Annotated in this window: 15 protein-coding genes; 5 read left to right on the top strand and 10 right to left on the bottom strand. The window is 45.5% G+C overall.

Annotation, left to right across the window (positions count from 1 at the left end; translation table 11 throughout):
• Positions 1-167: 167 nt before the first annotated feature.
• From NLX73_RS21460 to NLX73_RS21435, 6 genes are all read right to left on the bottom strand, one after another.
• Positions 168-1,286 (bottom strand): GerAB/ArcD/ProY family transporter, encoded by a 1,119-nt coding sequence (locus NLX73_RS21460; protein ID WP_254327281.1) that lies wholly within the window; start codon positions 1,284-1,286, stop codon positions 168-170.
• A complete protein-coding gene (locus NLX73_RS21455) occupies positions 1,286-2,440 on the bottom strand; it encodes a Ger(x)C family spore germination protein (RefSeq protein WP_254327280.1) in 1,155 nt (384 codons plus the stop codon). Before NLX73_RS21455 ends, NLX73_RS21460 begins: the two co-directional genes overlap by 1 nt.
• A gap of 4 nt (positions 2,441-2,444) precedes the next feature.
• A complete protein-coding gene (locus tag NLX73_RS21450; RefSeq protein WP_254327279.1) occupies positions 2,445-3,923 on the bottom strand; it encodes a spore germination protein in 1,479 nt (492 codons plus the stop codon).
• Between the two features lie 250 nt (positions 3,924-4,173).
• Positions 4,174-4,839, bottom strand: a complete 666-nt coding sequence (pgmB, locus tag NLX73_RS21445) for a beta-phosphoglucomutase (RefSeq protein WP_025722091.1) — start codon at positions 4,837-4,839, stop codon at positions 4,174-4,176.
• A gap of 26 nt (positions 4,840-4,865) precedes the next feature.
• Positions 4,866-7,148 carry a glycoside hydrolase family 65 protein gene (locus NLX73_RS21440; RefSeq protein WP_254327278.1) on the bottom strand — a complete coding sequence of 761 codons (2,283 nt, stop codon included), beginning with the start codon at positions 7,146-7,148 and terminating at the stop codon, positions 4,866-4,868.
• 154 nt (positions 7,149-7,302) lie between these two features.
• A complete protein-coding gene (locus tag NLX73_RS21435; RefSeq protein ID WP_103048414.1) occupies positions 7,303-8,310 on the bottom strand; it encodes a LacI family DNA-binding transcriptional regulator in 1,008 nt (335 codons plus the stop codon).
• 242 nt (positions 8,311-8,552) lie between these two features.
• Here NLX73_RS21435 and NLX73_RS21430 point away from each other — a divergent pair, with 242 nt between their 5' ends.
• Entirely contained in the window at positions 8,553-10,217 is a 1,665-nt protein-coding gene (locus tag NLX73_RS21430) for a PTS transporter subunit IIBC (protein ID WP_250259879.1), read from the top strand.
• 5 nt (positions 10,218-10,222) lie between these two features.
• Positions 10,223-11,044 carry an endonuclease/exonuclease/phosphatase family protein gene (locus NLX73_RS21425; protein WP_254327277.1) on the top strand — a complete coding sequence of 274 codons (822 nt, stop codon included), beginning with the start codon at positions 10,223-10,225 and terminating at the stop codon, positions 11,042-11,044.
• Between the two features lie 21 nt (positions 11,045-11,065).
• Here NLX73_RS21425 and NLX73_RS21420 read toward each other — a convergent pair whose 3' ends face one another.
• Positions 11,066-12,265: an MFS transporter gene (locus tag NLX73_RS21420; RefSeq protein ID WP_254327276.1), complete on the bottom strand. Its 1,200-nt coding sequence runs from the start codon at positions 12,263-12,265 to the stop codon at positions 11,066-11,068.
• Positions 12,266-12,468: 203 nt separating this feature from the next.
• Complete coding sequence (locus tag NLX73_RS21415) at positions 12,469-12,966, bottom strand: DinB family protein (RefSeq protein WP_023986557.1); 498 nt, start codon at positions 12,964-12,966, stop codon at positions 12,469-12,471.
• Between the two features lie 309 nt (positions 12,967-13,275).
• On the opposite strand from NLX73_RS21415, the gene NLX73_RS21410 reads away from it, so the two are divergent.
• A complete protein-coding gene (locus NLX73_RS21410) occupies positions 13,276-14,775 on the top strand; it encodes a monooxygenase (protein WP_254327275.1) in 1,500 nt (499 codons plus the stop codon).
• A 103-nt stretch (positions 14,776-14,878) separates the two neighbouring features.
• Positions 14,879-15,382 (top strand): MarR family transcriptional regulator, encoded by a 504-nt coding sequence (locus NLX73_RS21405; protein ID WP_250267206.1) that lies wholly within the window; start codon positions 14,879-14,881, stop codon positions 15,380-15,382.
• A gap of 79 nt (positions 15,383-15,461) precedes the next feature.
• Here NLX73_RS21405 and NLX73_RS21400 read toward each other — a convergent pair whose 3' ends face one another.
• Positions 15,462-16,391 (bottom strand): response regulator, encoded by a 930-nt coding sequence (locus tag NLX73_RS21400; protein ID WP_061831911.1) that lies wholly within the window; start codon positions 16,389-16,391, stop codon positions 15,462-15,464.
• Positions 16,392-16,396: 5 nt separating this feature from the next.
• Entirely contained in the window at positions 16,397-17,701 is a 1,305-nt protein-coding gene (locus NLX73_RS21395; RefSeq protein ID WP_250267207.1) for a sensor histidine kinase, read from the bottom strand.
• A gap of 211 nt (positions 17,702-17,912) precedes the next feature.
• Between NLX73_RS21395 and NLX73_RS21390 the strand changes: the two genes are divergently transcribed.
• On the top strand, positions 17,913-19,166 hold the full coding sequence (locus tag NLX73_RS21390; protein WP_061831913.1) for a cation:dicarboxylate symporter family transporter: 1,254 nt from the start codon (positions 17,913-17,915) through the stop codon (positions 19,164-19,166).
• Positions 19,167-19,329 lie beyond the last annotated feature (163 nt).

The following is a 19,329-nucleotide window of genomic DNA, read 5'->3' as shown; positions in this document are numbered from 1 at the left end:
TTGATCAGGTAGTAGCTCAACTCTTCCATTATATCAGTTCACGAATATAAATTGAGTGGAGGGAGAGTTGGAAAATTTCGAAGATATCCGCTGGATAAAGCAAAAGGTCCCCTTACTCTATAACGTAAGGGGACTTGAGTCATCGGGCAAGAATGGGGAGCTATCCTCTACTGTTTCCCATCCAGATTCTCCACTCGGCGGAAGACCATGGAGATGACAAGAAGTACCAAGGGGACTGCCGCGCATATAATAATGCCAAAGTAACCTGTTATTTTATCGAAATTGCCTATTTCAATAAAACTTTGGGGATACAAGCTCAGGGAAAATAATAAAATTAACGGGAGATAACAGATGTACCTGTTCCACTTTTGGGTGAGCTGGCTGATCCCGGTAACAATATAGAAATAATAGTTTGAGGCGGTCATGAAGATTTTGATCGTCCACAAAATGATAAATAATATTTCAAATCGTTCCAGGAATGCACCGGGGAATTCAATTTGCTGTGCAAAAGAAACGACCGGCCATTGCAATCGGGAAACTTCTTCAACTGACATACAGCCAACGACCATCGTTACCATTAAGAGATACAAACCCATTGCAATCGAGTAGCCGATCCAGCCAGCCTTCCACGCCTTTTGTGGATTGGCCATAACATTTGTTAATATGAGCACCGATTCAAAACCCATTGCCGAAAAAGGTACAACTTTAAGAGATTGGAAGATCGGGCCCCATCCTTTATGAAAAACAGGGCGCAAATTATCGATGTCAAAATGATTGATATTGAAAACGATCAATAATAAAAAAACAATAAGGGTTAAAGGAAAAAAAAGCTCGATCAATCGAACCATTGCATGGAGACCGCCCCAGGTCAAATACCCAATAAGCAGAAGAAACGGCAAAATAATCATGCTTATTGGCGTTCTCTCCAAGGCAAGGCCTTTGAGGAATTCCGCCATCATTCTGCATACAAGCGAGCAGATCATCGTGCAATATACAATAAATGCGATATTGATGATTTGGCCGATGAATTTACCTGCGATCACAGGATTGAACTCATAGAACGTCTTCCCTGGAAATCGTTGACACAATTTAACATGGATAAAAATGACGCCTATCCCAAGCAGACTTGCCAGCAAAAGTCCCTGCCACACGTCGGGCGTTTTTGTCTGCTCCGCAATGGTTCTTGGTAAACTGACAATACCCACAGCATACACGGTCGAAGTGACGGTAAATAAGGCTTGCAGAGTAGATATTTTTTCCTGTTTCATGGAAGGTATATTGGACATTACGCTCCCTCTCCTTTTGTATAAGCACCTGTCCGTTCGATCTGTACTTTAGCCTGAACGTCGATCGGTATTTGACTGAATGTATCTTGCCAATTTTCCTTTACCCGATCCCAGTAATTGGGATAGTTCACTTTTACTTTTGTGCCAAAACCGACTACATCTGCTCTCATTTCTTTCTGGAGCGTGTTTAACGATAGGGATACTGTTTGTTTGATTTCATCTTGCGCCGCTTCTTTAGCGGTTTGGATGAATGATTCCTTCAGGAAGTCTACAGAATTATCCGAGCTTTCGTTTAGTTTGATATCTGCTTTAATACGAACTGTGAATGAGAGATCCTGCCCGTTGAGGTGGGGGATAAGTTTTGTATGGACATCTTCGACTTCAAACACCATGGATTGTTCCGATTTTGGGCCTTCAGTTCTAATAATTGAACCCTTCGTTTTTCCCAGCATCCAGTTGATCCCGATAATATCCTCTTCGTCTAGCCAATAAGCAAATTTCTTCGTTTTGCCGCTGACCAAAGCTGCGCCTGAGAAGTGGTTGCCTTCATTGGTTTCTAGGCATTGAATGACGAAGTCAGATCCTTGTGAAATATGTGTAGAAATTTCCCCTAATGTTATTCTATAGGGTATTTTGGAGTTGAAATCGCTATTTTTAGCCAATGCTTCAAGGTCAATGGAAGGTATCTCTTTATGTTTGCCGATCTTATTGAGCGCTTCTTTCGCACTGCCCTTAACGATCATAACAAGTGATTTTCGACTCGGTTTATAGGAGCGAGTAAACGTATCTAACAATTGGTCGATTCTTGTTTTTTGTATAGCTTGGTCACTAATCAAAATCAAGCGAATAAAACTATATAAAGGAGCACGGGATACCAGCTTGGCCTGTTCCCTTGAAGCAGATTGAATGGAATTTTTGTTAAAGGTTGTTACGTTGCTATACATATTTTTTCTGGATTTCTGCGCTATTAAATGCTGGTAGGTAAGCTCCAGCATTTCCTGCTCATCTGTATCAATGGCGACGCCTTGAATGATACTCAAGTTATCGATCTCTCTGCTGTCCCAACAACCGGTGAGGAGAGCACATGCGATCCATACGGCGACGCATTTTTGCACCCATAGGGTTCGACGAAACAGAAAGATGTAAGAGATCATTGGCTTACTTCCTTTTCCTGTTAGATTGTGTTTCGTCCTGTGTCTTTAGCATCATAGGACGTTTTCTGAGGTATTTAAAAGGAGCCCGAATAAAAGTATCTTGTTGATCTCTTAGCCGAATTGGGGCTAGGGGTGACATGTAAGGAACTCCAAAGCTTTTGATCTGGACCATGTGTACGCCTAAGCAAATAAAGGCTAAAATCACGCCATACAGCCCATAAATCCCTGCAATCATCATAATGGGAAAACGAAGAAGCCGTATTCCAATACTGCCGCTGTACTGCGGGCTTGCAAAGGACGCAATGGCAGTAAGACCAACGACAATAATCAGAAAAGCACTTACGACCGCCGCCTCGACCGCTGCTTGTCCAATAACAAGACCGCCTACAATACCGATGACTTGTCCTATGCCTTTAGGTAGCCGCAGACTTGCCTCGCGTAATATTTCCAATGATAACTCCATGATTAGAGCTTCCACAAAAACGGGAAAAGGAATTCCTTCCCTTGAGGCAACGATAGACATCACCAGCTCAGGCGGGATTAATCCAGGATGGAAAGAAATAAGTGCAACGTATAGCGAAGGCAGGAATGTTGCAATGAACAGAGCCATTAAACGAAGCATACGAAAAAATGTTCCTAAAGGAAAACGCTCGTAATAATCCTCTGGGGATTGAGCCAGCATCCAGAAGGTCATGGGAGCAATCAGGACAAAAGGAGTGCCATCAAGCATAATGACAACTCTTCCGGACATTAAAGCATTTATAGCTTTATCCGAACGTTCAGAGGCTTGAATCTGTGGGAATGGAGACCATGAATGTTCCTCAATCCATTGCTCAATAATCCCGGTATCGGAAGCATCGTCCACATCAATCGTTTCGACTCTTCGTTTCACTTCCTGAACTAGCTCTGGATTTGCGATATCTGATATGTACAAGATCGCTAATTTCCGTGAAGATCTCCTTCCTATGGTCATTTTATCTATTTTGAAACTTAGATCTTTGATATGCCGCCTTACCATTGCCAAGTTGCTTTCCAAATCTTCAATAAAACCTTCTCTCGGTCCTCTAACCAAAGTTTCGGTGCTTGGTTCATCGACACTTCGGGAAGGAAACTGGCCCGTAGAAGCAAAAAAAACTTCATCGGTTCCTTCGATCAGCAGACAAGTATTTCCCGATAACACTTCAATTACACATGCTTCAAGGTCAGCCCCTTCTTTCATACCGATCGTAAATGCCGTCTGCTGTATCAGTTCCTCCTTTATTTTCTCCAGGCTAACTTGGGAGTGGTTTTCACGGATTCCAGTCAAAATGAGTGGCTTAACGATTTGTTCGTTAATTATGCCCGTATTCGCAATACCGGAGAGATAAACCATAACTACATGAATTCCCGTTTGTCCCACGTCCATTTTTTTGAAGACGACATCAGGAAGATGACCCAGGGTCTTTTTTAGATGGTCCAATTTCGCCTCGAGTGATCTTGCCATGACTCGTCCTCCTTCAAAAGCTTAAATCAACGATATACATGTAATATGTGTAAAATGGTGATAGATATTCATGGAATGGTAATTTAACGTGTTCGACGATCGAGGAGCTGAAGACGCGAGAGACAGAGGGAGTTTTTTTGAGTATATGTAAACAAAAACGAACACCAGTGGTGTCCGTCGTTGGTCATACATATGAGGCGAGGGTGCTCTATCCCTAAGATAACGCCATATAAACTACTCCGAGTGGAGGTCACTTTTTGAACTCGTAGAAATGTGCCTCCAACATGCTCAGAGAAAGCTCGGCAGTAGTGGCTACCACGATATCCGCACCTTGCATTTGCGAAGGTGTTCCTACACCGACCGCGAACATCCCGGCGCCCTTGATCGCCTGTATGCCAGCCTGTGCGTCCTCTATACCGATACAGTCGGCAGGCTGAACGCCCAGATTTGCGGCTCCAGTGAGGAAAATTTCCGGGTCAGGTTTGCCATGCCGAATGGCGGTAACATCCACCACACTGTCAAAATAGTACGCTAGCTCCAGTCGCTCCAGGATAAATGCTGCATTTTTGCTTGCAGAGGCCAGCGCGATGCCGATTCGGGCTTCACGAAGCTCTGTCAGAAGCGCTTTAATGCCTGGAAGAATGTCCGAGGGAGTTACAGCTGAGATGAGCCGCTGATACTCCGTATTTTTCCGTGTAGCCAGTTCTTGCTTGCCTTCTTCTGAAAACGTATCGGACAGGTTACCGCGCGCCAGTATTTTGTCGAGCGATTCCGTACGGCTGATTCCTTTTAACTGTTCATTAAATTCCCGATCAAAAGGGATGCTAAGCGCTGCCGCCAAGCTGCCCCATGCCTGAAAATGATATTCGGCGGTATCTGTAATGACTCCGTCCAGATCAAAAATGACTGCTTTCATTTGGTTTCCCCCCCTGTCTGCCCGATTTATGAAACGCTGTTCGTCATTAACGACTGTCCACTGGTAATGTGCGTTGGCTCTCCATACAGCTCCAGCGTCAGCGGTTCTCCGTCCAACAGGGTAATGATCACTTCATTTTCCTGTACGAGAATACTTAACAAGCGACCGCGATAGTTGATTTTAAACGTATATTTGTTCCAGCCTTGAGGCAGGAAGGGGGAGAAGCTTAATGTTTCACGATACGTTCTCATCCCGGCAAATCCCTGTACAATCGCCAGCCAGCTTCCTGTCATGGAAGTGATATGAAGTCCGTCTTCGGTATCGTTATTGTAGTTATCCAGATCCAGACGGGCCGTCCGCTTATACATCTCGACTGCCTTTTCCTCCATTTTGAGTTCGGCAGCCAGCACGGCATGAATGGACGGGGACAGACTGGATTCATGAACAGTCATTGGCTCGTAAAATGCAAAATTGCGCGCTTTTTCCTCCAGCGTGAACTGGTCTCCAAAGAAATACAGCCCTTGCAGCACATCTGCCTGCTTAATGAAGCAGGAACGAAGGATTTTATCCCATGACCATTTCTGATTTAATGGAAGGTTGCTGGGATCAAGGGAGGATACAGGCTGCAAATCCTTATCCATAAAGGTATCGTGCTGTACGAAGACTTCCCGCTCCTCATCATAGGGATAATACATGTGAGTGATGATATCCTGCCAATGGGCAAGCTCATCAGCCGTAACCGCTAGATGCATCGATTTTTCTGCTGAAATTTGAGGTAAGACCGATAAGGTATATTTCAAAACCCATGCAGCCAGCGTGTTGGTATACCAGTTGTTATTGACGTTATTTTCGTATTCGTTCGGCCCGGTAACCCCGTGGATCATATACTGCTGCTGGCTTTTTGAAAAGTGAACCCGGTCGGCCCAGAAGCGGCTAATTTCAACCAGTACATCTATGCCGTACTGATGAAGATAGGAGGAGTCCCCCGTATAGTTGGTGTAATTGTAAATGGCATACGCAATGGCCCCGTTACGGTGGATTTCCTCAAAGGTAATCTCCCATTCGTTATGGCACTCCACACCTGTAAAAGTGACCATAGGGTATAGTGCACCCCGTAGCCCTTGCTGGGCTGCGTTATGCTTGGCACCCTCTAGTTGTTGGTAACGGTACAGCAGCAGATTTCGGGTTACATCCGGGTCTGCAAGCGCCAGGTACATAGGTACGGCATATGCTTCTGTGTCCCAATAGGTGGCACCGCCATACTTTTCACCTGTAAAGCCCTTGGGACCAATGTTTAGACGGGCATCTTCGCCGTAGTACGTAGAGAACAGCTGAAAAATATTAAAGCGTATTCCCTGCTGGGCCTCTGTATCTCCCTCGATTTCTACATCTGCTTTGTCCCAACGTCTGGCCCAAGCTGCGATATGCTCCTGCTTGAGCGAAGTATAGCCTTTGTTCACAGCCTCCACAGCGATGCGTTCAGCTTGTGGAATCAGCGCATCCTTTTCCATATCCCGTGAGGTGGTAACCGCCACAATTTTTTGCAGCTGGATACTGTCGCCCGGATCGACGCTGTATTGATAGTGGCGTGCAGCATACAAAAAGCTCTCTTCCGTCGTCTGCTGATCCTGTCCCTCGGTTACAATACCCATGGTAGCGTTTACGGTAAAGCGCGGAATACCAAAGGGATTATCTATCGTCGTTGTGGACAGGCTGATGAATTGCTCTTGAACCTCACGGGCCTCTTCCAGCCAAAATACCTCGTCATAGTTTGTGTCCTCATTTTTCGTATTGCCGTCCAAATAAGGAACAAGCTCAATGCTTAAAGGCTGCTCGCTTATATTTTCGACCTGATAATCAATCAGGCATAATTCACGTGTAGTAATGCTCAGAAAACGCTCCGTAGTGATACGAACCTGATCATTCACGGTGCAGGTGCGTCGCAGGATCCCCTGTTTCATGTCCAACTCCTGCACAAAATCGCTGATGTGTGCCGTAAATAAGTCTACTTCCTCTTGGTTTACGATCAGACGGATGCCGATGAAGTTCATGGCATTGATGACCTTACCAAAATATTCAGGATAGCCGTTTTTCCACCAGCCGACCTTTGTTTTGTCGGGGAACCATACACCGGAGATATAAGTCCCCTGATGATGATCACCTGAATAAGCTTCTTCAAAATTGCCGCGCATGCCCATATAACCGTTGCCTATGGACGTTATGCTTTCCTGTAATCGCATGTGTGTGCTATGTAGAGTGTGTGTTGTCAGCTTCCAGCTATCTACGTCAAATAATCGGTTGTAAACCATGATTGCGTACCCCTCTCGGAAAATGAGATCGTTGTTTTAACGAAACCAGTATATGAGCGAGTTCAGTATATAGTGCAACCGTTTGCCCTGTCAACGCAAAAAAACTGATTTTATGGGTTTCCACAAAATCAGTTCTTGTTCATTCCGCTAAGAATCATAGTAATTGGCTGGATTTGCGCTCCACGATTCGGTGGGGAACAATGATGTGCTTGGTCAATTCCTTGGGGTCCTCGATTTTTTCAATCAGGCTTTTGGCTGCCTGATAACCTAGAGTGAAGATATCAATATCCACGGAAGTCAGAGGGGGATTCATCAGCTCAGCTAGCATTAGATTATTGAAGCTCACCATGGATAACTGCTCTGGCATGGACACGCCTAGCTGAGAAAGCATTTTCTGTACTGCCATGGCTACAAGGTCGTCGCTAACGATCATCGCGGTAGGCGGCGGGGTGGCCTGCAATAATGTGCGCATGTCCTCCAGATTAAATGGCTCCCTGACCACGTATTCCTTGGGTAAAGGCAAGCCTGCCTCTCGCAACGCATCCTGGTAGCCTCGGAGTCTTTCAATATTCACGATGTGTTCATGATCACCGCCAACATAAGCAATGTGCTGATGATTCAGCCCAGTCAAATAAGTGACCACATCCTTGGCAGCCTGGTAGTTATCGTTATCTACATGAGTAGTTTCACTGACAAATTGCTGAGGCTTACCGATTACGGTGTAAGGTATTTTTTCTTTATGAAGGTACTCCACAATGCTATCTTTTTGCTTGGAGTACAGAACAATATAGCCGTCAACACGCCCGGTCCGGGTCATCAGCTTTACGCGGGATAGCAATTCATCGCTCGTTTTTCCTGTGACAATGGACAGTGTATAGTTGTGCTCATTTACCCATTCGCTGATCCCGCGAAGGCTTTCCGGAAAGAACGGATTTTGAAAGATTGCCACATCCGATTCAGGCATAATGATGCCAATTGACTGTGTGACACGGTTAGCCAGACTCTGAGCTGAATAGTTGGGTTCATAGCCAAGCGCCTTCATTTCTTTACGGACACGTGCCTTGGTCGCTTCGCTGATTTTGGGGCTGTCTTGAATGACACGGGATACGGTGGAAGTAGCAACATTAGCACGTTTTGCGACATCTTTGATGGTTACTGCCATCGTCTTCGTCTCCTTTTGCTATCTCAAGCAGGAAATATTATGTTCTATCATACGATATTGCTCGAAAATCAACAAATTCGCGGCTTTTTCGAGTATTTCTATGATCATTAGCCAAGATATTTACAATTAGGGTATTGCCAATAGAAAGCGATATCATTATAATAATTGTGCAACCGATTGCATAATGTTTATAGGGTACAAACAACGCTGTACATACTATAAGGGATGGGGATTGAAGGAGCATGAAAAAACTTCTATCATTTGATTTTTGGCAAAAGCTCGGGAAAGCACTGCTAGTGGTTGTTGCTGTTATGCCGGCAGCCGGGATTATGATTTCGCTTGGTAAAGTAGTGGCGATGTTGGCTGGTGATATCCATTTCTGGTTGACCGTCGGCGGGGTTATGGAGAATTTGGGTTGGGGTATTATCAATAATTTACACATACTGTTTGCCGTGGCGATTGGTGGTTCCTGGGCTAAGGAACGGGCGGGCGGAGCTTTTGCGGCCTTAATTGCCTTTATTCTCATTAATATTTCAACAGGAACGATTTTGGGTGTGTCCTCGAAAATGCTAACCCAGGAGGGTGCCACCACCCACACTCTTTTTGGTGCATCCATTCCGGTTAGTGGCTATTTTACCTCTGTCTTAGGGGCACCTGCACTTAATATGGGTGTGTTTGTCGGTATCATCTCCGGCTTTGTCGGAGCCGTGGTATTTAACAAGTACTACAATTACCGCAAGCTGCCAGACGCTTTAGCTTTTTTTAACGGCAAACGTTTTGTTCCTTTTGTCGTGATTTTATGGTCTGTCATCGTAAGTTTGATCATGTCTGCCATCTGGCCATTTGTTCAGGGGGGGATTAATCAGTTCGGTATTTGGTTAGCGACCTCAGGGGAGTCGGCTCCTTTTGTAGCGCCATTTGTCTATGGTACACTGGAAAGACTACTAATTCCTTTTGGACTTCACCATATGCTGACCGTTCCTATTAACTATACTCAACTTGGTGGCGTTTACACGACACTTACGGGTTCCGGGGCAGGAAGCGTCGTTGCCGGGCAAGACCCGCTGTGGCTGGCTTGGGCAAGTGACCTAAGTGCGCTTCGTGGTACTGATCCGACAGCCTACAATAGCTTGTTGGAAGGCGTAACGCCTGCCCGCTTCAAGGTAGGACAAATGATCGGTGGAGCAGGAATCCTTATGGGACTAGCGGTGGCCATGTATCGCCGTGTAGACAAAGATAAACGCAGCAAGTACAAGTCGATGATCTTTTCGGCAGCCGCAGCTGTCTTTTTAACAGGGGTAACGGAGCCACTGGAATTCATGTTTATGTTCGTGGCGCCTGTGCTGTATGTGGTTTATGCTATTCTTACCGGTATTGCGTTCGGAATGGCCGACATCATACATTTGCGTTTACATTCGTTTGGTATGATTGAACTGCTGACCCGAATGCCGTTGTCTATAAATGCGGGTTTGGTGCAGGATATTATTAACTTCGTGCTGACTTGTGTGGTGTTTGCGGTAGCAACCTACTTTATCGCGTATTTTATGATCGGTAAATTCAAAATGGCTACGCCGGGAAGACTGGGGAACTATACGGATGAGGAGCCTCAAGGGACTTCCGTGGCTGGGAGTACAAAGACAGAGGGTGTGGCAGCTGTTTCCACTCAAAATCAACTGGCTACGGATATCATCAAGACGCTTGGGGGTGAGCAGAACATTGTCGAGGTGGACGCTTGCATGACCCGTCTGCGTGTGACGGTGAAGGATACGGATGCCGTTGGGGACGAAAAGACGTGGAAAGCGCTGGGTGCCTTGGGCTTGATAAAAGTAGATAATGGGGTGCAGGCGGTTTACGGACCGAAGGCCGATGTGCTTAAATCAGATATACAAGACATACTCAACAGGTGATTACTTTGAAGTTGTTAACCTTAAATGCACATGCTTGGATGGAAGAAAACCAGCATGATAAGCTAAAGCAGCTGGCTGCTTTTATTGATGAACAGCAGTTTGATGTCATTGCTTTGCAGGAAGTGAACCAGTCCATGGAAGAGGCTCCTTTGTCGCCGGACGATTTGGGCGCTTATTATAGCGCAGATCCTGAAGTTGTCATTAAGCGTGATAACTATGCTTATGTGCTGAACGGGCTATTGTCCAATGCTTATCAGTGGACGTGGGCTCCCGCACATGTTGGTTTTGCCAAATACGACGAGGGTTTGGCGATTCTGTCCAAAACACCGATTACAGCTACGGTGAACGAATATGTTTCCTCGCTACAGGATTATGACAACTACCGCTCACGTAAAATTGTCGGCGTTCAAACTGTGGTGGACGGAGTGCAGGCCTGGTTTGTAAGTGGACATTATAACTGGTGGAATGATGAAGAATCCTTCCGTGGACTATGGGATCGTACAACAAAAGTGCTAAATTCTTTTGCTCCGACTCCTGTGTTTATGATGGGTGATTTCAACAACGCGGCTGAAGTACGCGGAGAAGGATATGACTATGTACTGCAATCCGGCTGGTCGGACACCTATCCGAATGCAGCAGTACGTGATGAAGGCCACACGGTGATTAAAGCTATTGCTGGTTGGGAAAGTAATGCGGAGCCGCTCCGTATTGACTTTATCTTCTCCAATAAGGCTGCACAGGTTCAATCCTCAACCGTTGTACTGAACGGGAAAACTGGACCAGTTGTATCGGATCATTTTGGGGTTGCAGTTGAGTTGGAGCTGTGAGAAAGAAAGGAGGCCAATTGCTTATGCAAATGGCCTTTTTCTTATAGATTTCGACTTGAAACGAATGACATATTGGATAACTATAGCGATCAACACCAAAATCAAATTGTAGTAAAAGGGAGTGCTGACGCTAAACTGTTCCATGAGTGCACCTGCGATGATCGGAGACACAATGGCCCCCAATTCGGACAAAGATACGACGTTGCCGATAAATGAGCTTCTATTCTCCTCAGGAATAACATCCCCTAGTTGCGAGTAAAAGGAATCCAGATAGCTGGCTCCTCCTATACCTCCGATGAACATCCCTAAGTATACGATCCACGGTTCTGTGAACCAAAGAAATAAGATGATTTCCACCATGATCAACAATAGACCGATGATACAAAGCATCAAGCGATCCTTAAGTAGATCAGATAGTTTGCCAATAAAGGGGGCTGATATGAAGGTCGATATGCCGATAATTGTAAAAGCTAAGCTAATTTCTGCGGGGCTCCAATGGAGTTTGTAGGTTGCATATACAGAGAAGTACGTTAAAAATATAGCGAATGCACTCATTTCAAGGAAATGAACGGTGGAATAGAGCAGTAGCTGTTTCGTTAGCATGGTTTTTCTTTTCGACTCATGAAGGGGTGCGTGCTGTTGCTGAGGTTTGGAAGAGAGACTGGGGAAGGTCATTCTGGAGACGGCAACGAAGGATATACATGAGAAAATAGCAACGAAATAAAACGGAATGGATAAAGAAAAATAAGAAACAATAGCTCCACTCATAAGAGGCCCTAAAATCATACCGGCACCTTCACTGCTGCTGATATATCCATTGAGCATGCCTCGATTATCTGCGGTGCTCATATGGTTGATCGTGACTCTTACAAAGACGGTTAGCCCTATAGCTACCAAGCCTTGGAGGAGTCTCAGTATGGATAGAATGATGAAGCTTGTTGCAATCGGAAACAGGAGCATACAAGCGATTTCAGCAATAAGTAAGCTCAACCCCAAGCGTTTTGCGCCAATCTTTTCATAAATTCGTCCTGCCAAGCCTCCACCAAGAAATCTACCTACATAAAACAGAGAAAATAAAATGCTCATGCCGAGTACGGATATCCCGAATTGCTCTACATAAATAGCAAAGAGTGGAAGGATCATACTTCCACTCATGTTAGCAATAAGGCTGATCACAATCATACAGGCAATATTACGATTTAAATATAAGTGTCTCACCATAACCTCGAAACCTCTCTTTGATCTTGCATCATGGGAACCGTTATTCGGATTGCCTCTGATTACGGGTTAACGGCTTCAGGTCGAGTTAGCAGGTTCCCATATAGGGTACGCAAGCGAGTTCCTCGCGGTGCCTAAATCCCATTGCATTGATGGAGGTATGAAGCAGCGGATGGGGGAATCTTGATTAGAGCGCGGTGTTGCCTTTAGGCTGGAAAGCCGCCTCCTGGTGGTGGCCAAGCTCCATAAATCCGGCGTAGCAGCACGATTTCACCCAAATGATATGAATTGTGGGAAGCGATATTCCGCAGCAGTCCTGCTTTCGTTTCACCTGGAAAATGAGCTAGTGAATCATCCAGTTGCGCGGTTTCGGCAATCTGCACAGCCTGATCTACGCCCTGTAAAAATTCGTTAATGACAGCCTGCCATGCCTCTTCGCTTTGCGGTCCAGTCTCTTCGGGCCAGCTTTCCATGACATTGCCCGGAAGCTGGGGCTTCCGTCCTTCCAAATGCTCCAGCATGAACTGCTGCCAGTAAATCATATGCTTCAGCAGTTGATAAATGCTGTAAGGCATTTCTGCATTTTTCTTCCCTGCCAGCTCGACGTCGATGTCTGGTAAAGCCCGAGCTACTCGAATATGTCCACGTTCCCCGACCAGTGATTTAACCAGTGCTTGACCGAATAATTGGTTTGCATCCGACATGTATCATCATCCCTTCTATGGAGAACTTGTTTCTAGCTTATTCTCATTTTACGATTATACAATTATATTTTATAAAATGGAAATGAATGCATGATTTAAAGTAAAGGGTAGAAATCTTTTTAATAAAGTGGTTGATAATTGTTCTCAATTAAATTACAATAATATTGTTTCAATAGAAACAATAAAAAATGGCTGTATATGTTTGTTTGATATATACGGAAATGTTAAGGGGAGCTTTCTGTATGTATATATTGTTTCATGCGAAACAATTAGGTGGTAGGAATAAAGATTTTAGATAGGGGTGTGAACATGGATTACGAAGTGATTGTAGTAGGCGGCGGACCTGTTGGAATGTGGTTAGCTGCTGAGTTGGCATTAGCAAGCGTAAGCGTATGTGTAATTGAACGTTTAGAGGAGCCTAGTGGCCAGTCGCGTGCGCTTACGCTACATCCACGGACGCTTGAGATGTTTGATATGCGTGGATTGAAGGAGCGGTTTATGAAGCGCGGCAGACCTATACGTACGGGTCACTTTTCAATGCTGAATACCCGCTTGGATTTTTCTGTGCTTGATAGTTCTTCTAATTACACGTTGTTTATTCCACAGGTGATTACAGAGCAAGTGATCGAGGAGCATGCGCTCAAGCTGGGAGTTGTCGTCCATCGTGGCATGGAAGTGGTATCTGTGCGAGAGCACGAGCAGGGCGTAGAGGTGGTAGGTGTATGCACATCTGGACCACAAGCCAATGTATCGGTGATGACTGCTGCTTATGTCGTAGGAGCGGATGGGGCTGGGAGTATCGTGCGTAAACAAGCCGGGATTGCTTTTCCGGGCACGGATACGACTCTGACCGCTGTATTGGCAGATGTAGAGTTAGCCAATCCGCCTGAAAGTGGCGTACATTCCGAATATAGTGAACGAGGTGGGGTGATGATTGCCCCCGTGTATCCAGATATTTATCGGGTTATTTTGACTACACCGCGAATGATGGAGATTCCGAAGGACGTACCTGTGACGCTGGAAGAAGTGCAGACAGGACTGTATGATCTGCTCGGTACAGATCTTGGCGTATCCAATCCTCGCTGGTTATCTCGATTCGGGAATGCAACGCGGCAGGCGCAGACCTATCGTAAAGGGAGAATCCTGCTAGCAGGTGATGCTGCGCATATCCACTTCCCAGCAGGTGGGCAGGGAATGAATGTTGGCTTGCAAGAGGCGGCAAATCTGGGATGGAAGCTGGCCGGAGTGATTCGTGGCTGGGCTCCAGACACGCTGCTGAGTAGCTATCATGACGAACGTTATCCGGTTAATACGCAGTTCTTACGGAATACCGAGGTTCAGACCCGCTTATTGGGCTTTACGCCTGCTGTATTGGCACACCGCCAATTACATGAGGAATGGTTCCGCCATCCGGGAATTAATCAATCTATGGCAGAGCAGATTAGTGCACTGGATGTATGTTATCCGGCGGCTGGCAATATACCGCAGCATCCACTGAACGGGAAACGGTTTGCTGATTTTGAATTGCATTTGCCTGACGGAATGACATCGTATGCTTACGATCTTCTTCATGAAGGCTGCTTTGTACTTCTCCATCTTGCACAGGATAATGAGGTATCGAATGAGTTTCGCCATAGCTCACTTTCACATATTTCATATGTGGAGGCCGTAGCCGAAGAATTGCCCGTGGGATGGAGAGATGTGCATACGGTTCTCATCCGTCCGGATGGGTATATCGCTTGGGCCATTTCTATGAAACAAACGGATATATTGAGTGTGATTAAGGACGGCATTGCCACATTGGTATAAAGGGGAAAGGGTATGTTCATAACATGACCATATTGTTTCTTGTGAAACAAATGTGGGCTATAATGAAAGGAGGAGTATGCCAAAGGAGTGACTACTTGTTCGTATGGAAAAGGCGACATCGGTTCAGCATGTCTATGATTTGCTTATTAAGATGAATCATCAGTGGGAGCAGCATCAGCAAAGAGAGAGCATGACCTTTCTCGAAGAAATCCGCGAGCACTTTGATGGAATGACTTCGCTCAATATGACGGATGTGCACGTTATGGATTGTATCGGGCGGCATGAGCCGATTAATGTTACGACATTAGCGGATCGAATTGAGCTGAGCAAGGGTACAGTTTCGAAAGTCAGCACCAAGCTGCTCAAGGAAGGCTGGATTCGCAGAACCCAGCTTAACGACAACAAGAAAGAAATTTATTTTCGGTTAACCCCGTTGGGGAAAAGACTCTTTCTTGTGCATGAACGACTGCATGTTAAGGTACAGCAGCAGTTATTTCAATTTTTAAATCGTTATAGCTCGGAAGATCTGAATGTCTTGAAACGTCTGCTGTCCGATGGTGTAGATCTCTTGGAAGCTATGGAGTGGCAGGGCAAGAGTCTGGACTAAAGGGATATCGAATCATCAACGATGGGCACCTGTTAATCTCCAAGTAATAGATACATGGGGAGATGCAGGTGCTTTTCTTTTAATGTAATAGCCGTTTTGCTTCCATATAGAGCACCTGTACGAACTTTTTCGTATTAATGCGGGCTTGGGACAGTGAAGGCTCCACATTGTTTTGCAGCTCCAGCATTTTTTTGCGGATTTCTGTAAAATCAAAAAATTTGGATGCATAATTTTCAAATTTAGGATGGGTATAGTCAGTCAATCCGAGCGATACTATATGGCTTAGCGTCTGGAAAATAGCACGGCGGACACGTTGCTCCGATGCTTTGATTTCCTTACTCAGCTCTACTGCTGAGGCTGAAGCCCCTAACCGTTTGGACGCTACATTAGCAAATATATCCTTCAACGGCGGGAACAGATAGGGAGATAAATTGCCTGTTTCCTCCTCATACTGGTCCAGAAATTCCAGCATGTCCAGTAAATCCATACTCCCGGCTTCGCCGATCATCCCCATTTCGGAGAGCAGAAACTGCCCGGAAGTTACGATGTTTCGGGTCGGTTCAATTGTTGCCGTTGGGTTATTCGTTGTGAACATCGACAACCCTTGAAGCGTGCGCTGAATATCCGTAATCGACTGCTGCATGCGCAGACGCTCAGCCACCTTATGAATAACTGCAATAATCTCCAGTCGATTCAAAGGCTTGGCCACATAATATTCAATACCGAGCGAGTATGCCTCGCCGATCATGTTTTTGGATTCGATGCGAGAAATCATAATGATTTTGCCGCTGAATTGATCGCCGAGTGCACGCACGGTCTGAATGCCGTCACGAAGCGGCATCAGCAAGTCAATCAGCAATACATCAATCCGGTTCAGCTCCAGGAGGCCGCTATTCACGTAGGTACCATCCTCTGCTTCCCCGATGACTTCTCCTAGACCTTCGTCTTCAATAATGTCTGCCAGCATAGAACGAATTCCCTGATCGTCATCCACAATATAAAAACGCATCCGGGCTATCTTCCTTTCTCCGTCAGTTTCCGTAAAGGCAATGTAATTCTAAAAGTGGTCTGTAATCTATCTGTATTCTCTTCTTCATCCTGTTGCAGTTCAATCGTTCCTCCAAGGCTCTCCGCGACCTCACGTACATAAAACAATCCCATACCGGTCGACGGCTGTCCTTCCTCATCATACTTGGTCGTATACCCTGGTGTGAAGACCATTTCCCGTTTCCGTTCAGGAATACCCGGACCGTTGTCGGTAACACTAAAGGAAGCTATATCCTCTTTTCCCGCTAGAAAGCGAATGGAAACGTCAACCCTTCCACTGTCCTTCATCGCTTCAACCGCATTGGCTGTCAGGTTATTAATAAGTGTCAAAACGGTATAAACATGCAGCTTGGGCAACAAAGGATCGACATCTAGGGTAAAACGAATAGACTTGTCCAGCGATTGGGCGTATTTGCTGTTCGTTCGGATAATTAGCTCCCCAAGCTCTTGAGAAGCCATGTAATGCACTCCGCTTTCGGCATCAATCAGCTTGGACAAACCAGCAAAAATCCGCTGGCTGTCTTTTTTGATCTCGTGAACCTGTCCGGAAATACGAAGTGCCTGTCTGGCGTAATGTTCTCTATCCTTCAGAGATTCATCCTGCTGCAACTCACGGTACAGCTCGTAGCTTTCACGAGTGATTTGTTCTGCGTGTGACAGCGTTTTGCCTAACTGGACCGACTCCTCATACAAGTCCGATACAAGGAGTAAAATTCGCTCCGTCTGCTGCCTTTGTGCCTCTTCATGCTGGACCGATTGATTTAACCGAATCATATTATAAAACCCAAGCACGAAGAAGCTGCGGATCATAGCCATGAAAGCTACTTTGCTGATCTTAATGATGTCCCAGAAATCGCCGTCCATGCTCCACCGGACGCTAAGTTCCGACACACTTGCGGCAACCTCAATCCCTACAGAGAGGATGCCCACGCGGAGTGCGCGGTAAGGCTCAGCATTAATGTTAAGGACCTGGAAGAGCAGGCCGTAGACCATGTAATAAAAAAAGGTAGGGCCGTGCAGTGTCAGCAACTCTTCGAAGGGAAGGCCGGGCTGAGTGTAATGATTGAGTAAGATGCGAAAGGCGACTACCGCTATCCCTGCAAGCACTCCCGATAATGCAGGCGGAATATGACGAATAGATAACAGAAAGAAAAAAAATACAGGCGTACCAAAGCTGAGACGGAATGTATTAGCGAACGGGTGAATATTCAGCTCACCTGCGAGCGGTACAAATACAAGCATAAGCAGGAAAAGGAGCGTATTTAACTTCATCCATATTCACCTCCTGGGTATTCAGTCAGAAAGGCAATGTGAGCTAAATTCACAGGCTTGCCGTTAAAGTTTGTGAATTTATAGAAAAAAATAAATGCAGCTGTAGATAATTGTCGTTTTTTATAGATCAGATTGTAGTATAAATAACATCATTTGAATATTAAGAACAGCATACTGCAAAAATATACAAATCAGCCAGGGGGGACACGAAGTGAAAAAGATTAATTTGACGATGCAAATCTTTATCGGTCTGGCTTTAGGTATTATTATTGGTGCCTTATTTTACGGCAATTCAGGGGTGGAAGTCTACTTAAAGCCAATCGGTGATATTTTCATCCGCTTGATCAAGATGATTGTCGTGCCTATTGTGATCTCAACGCTCATTATCGGCGTAGCCGGCGTCGGAGATATGAAGAAACTGGGTAAACTCGGCGGAAAGTCTATTCTGTACTTTGAGATTGTAACGACAATCGCCATCCTTTTCGGACTGCTTGTTGCCAATCTGGTTCGACCGGGTGACGGCGTGGACATGTCCCACCTGGCGAAGAGTGATATCCATTCCTATGTGGAGACTGCAGAGAAGTCAGGCCATAGCTTTATAGATACGATTGTGCATATTGTTCCTACCAATGTTATTCACGCCCTGGGCGAGGGAGATATGCTGGCTATTATATTCTTCTCCGTACTGTTTGGATTAGGGGTAGCGGCGATTGGTGACAAAGGCAAGCCTGTGCTGAATTTCTTTGAAGGCGTAGCCGACGCCATGTTCTGGGTAACCAATCAGGTCATGCGCCTGGCTCCGTTCGGTGTATTTGCCCTGATTGGAACGACAGTGGCCAAGTTTGGATTGGCCTCGTTATGGCCTTTATTGAAGCTTGTTTTGTCGGTGTACGGCTCCATGATACTGTTCATTGTGATTGTTTTTGGAATTATCGCCAAGCTTTGCGGTACCCGACTCTGGACCATGGTTAAAATATTGAAAAGTGAGCTGTTGCTTGCATATTCGACGGCCAGTTCGGAAAGTGTACTGCCTAAGATCATGGAGAAGATGGAGAAGTTCGGATGTCCTAAAGGAATTACGTCCTTTGTCATTCCGATTGGGTATTCTTTTAATCTGGACGGTTCCACCCTGTATCAGGCACTGGCTGCGATTTTCATTGCCCAAATGTACGGCATTGACCTGCCAATCACGACACAAATCACGCTGGTGCTCGTTTTGATTATTTCCTCCAAAGGTATTGCAGGGGTGCCAGGTGCTTCCTTTGTCGTTTTGCTCGCTACACTTGGAGCAGTGAACCTCCCGCTGGAGGGGTTGGCTTTTATTGCTGGTATTGATCGCATTCTGGATATGGCGCGTACGGTAGTCAATGTATTAGGTAACTCGCTTGCCGCTGTGGTCATGTCCAAATGGGAAGGCCAATATGATAAAGAAAAGGGCGAGGAATACGTTGCTTCAATTAAATAAGATGTAACGAACTGAATAGTTACCAGAAAGAGCACTTTTGCGAAGTAATGCGAAGGTGTTCTTTTCATTTCCAGACTGATTAAGACCTTTCCTTTTTCGACATTTTTCGATGTTTTTTGTATGAATATATAGGTATATGGACATAAAAATGATTCTTATTACC

This window comes from Paenibacillus sp. CH40, assembly GCF_024213605.1.
In the GTDB taxonomy this organism is placed as follows: domain Bacteria; phylum Bacillota; class Bacilli; order Paenibacillales; family Paenibacillaceae; genus Paenibacillus; species Paenibacillus polymyxa_B.
Note: the sequence above shows the minus strand (reverse complement) of the source record. Positions and strands in the feature narration are given on the sequence as shown.

Bases quoted from the DNA above. Each gene is read 5' to 3' on its own strand.
- NLX73_RS21460 (WP_254327281.1), bottom strand. From the start codon at position 1,286: ATGTCCAATATACCTTCCATGAAACAGGAAAAAATATCTACTCTGCAA.
- NLX73_RS21455 (WP_254327280.1), bottom strand. From the start codon at position 2,440: ATGATCTCTTACATCTTTCTGTTTCGTCGAACCCTATGGGTGCAAAAA.
- NLX73_RS21450 (WP_254327279.1), bottom strand. From the start codon at position 3,923: ATGGCAAGATCACTCGAGGCGAAATTGGACCATCTAAAAAAGACCCTG.
- pgmB (WP_025722091.1), bottom strand. From the start codon at position 4,839: ATGAAAGCAGTCATTTTTGATCTGGACGGAGTCATTACAGATACCGCC.
- NLX73_RS21440 (WP_254327278.1), bottom strand. From the start codon at position 7,148: ATGGTTTACAACCGATTATTTGACGTAGATAGCTGGAAGCTGACAACA.
- NLX73_RS21435 (WP_103048414.1), bottom strand. From the start codon at position 8,310: ATGGCAGTAACCATCAAAGATGTCGCAAAACGTGCTAATGTTGCTACT.
- NLX73_RS21430 (WP_250259879.1), top strand. From the start codon at position 8,553: ATGAAAAAACTTCTATCATTTGATTTTTGGCAAAAGCTCGGGAAAGCA.
- NLX73_RS21420 (WP_254327276.1), bottom strand. From the start codon at position 12,265: ATGGTGAGACACTTATATTTAAATCGTAATATTGCCTGTATGATTGTG.
- NLX73_RS21415 (WP_023986557.1), bottom strand. From the start codon at position 12,966: ATGTCGGATGCAAACCAATTATTCGGTCAAGCACTGGTTAAATCACTG.
- NLX73_RS21410 (WP_254327275.1), top strand. From the start codon at position 13,276: ATGGATTACGAAGTGATTGTAGTAGGCGGCGGACCTGTTGGAATGTGG.
- NLX73_RS21405 (WP_250267206.1), top strand. From the start codon at position 14,879: ATGGAAAAGGCGACATCGGTTCAGCATGTCTATGATTTGCTTATTAAG.
- NLX73_RS21400 (WP_061831911.1), bottom strand. From the start codon at position 16,391: ATGCGTTTTTATATTGTGGATGACGATCAGGGAATTCGTTCTATGCTG.
- NLX73_RS21395 (WP_250267207.1), bottom strand. From the start codon at position 17,701: ATGAAGTTAAATACGCTCCTTTTCCTGCTTATGCTTGTATTTGTACCG.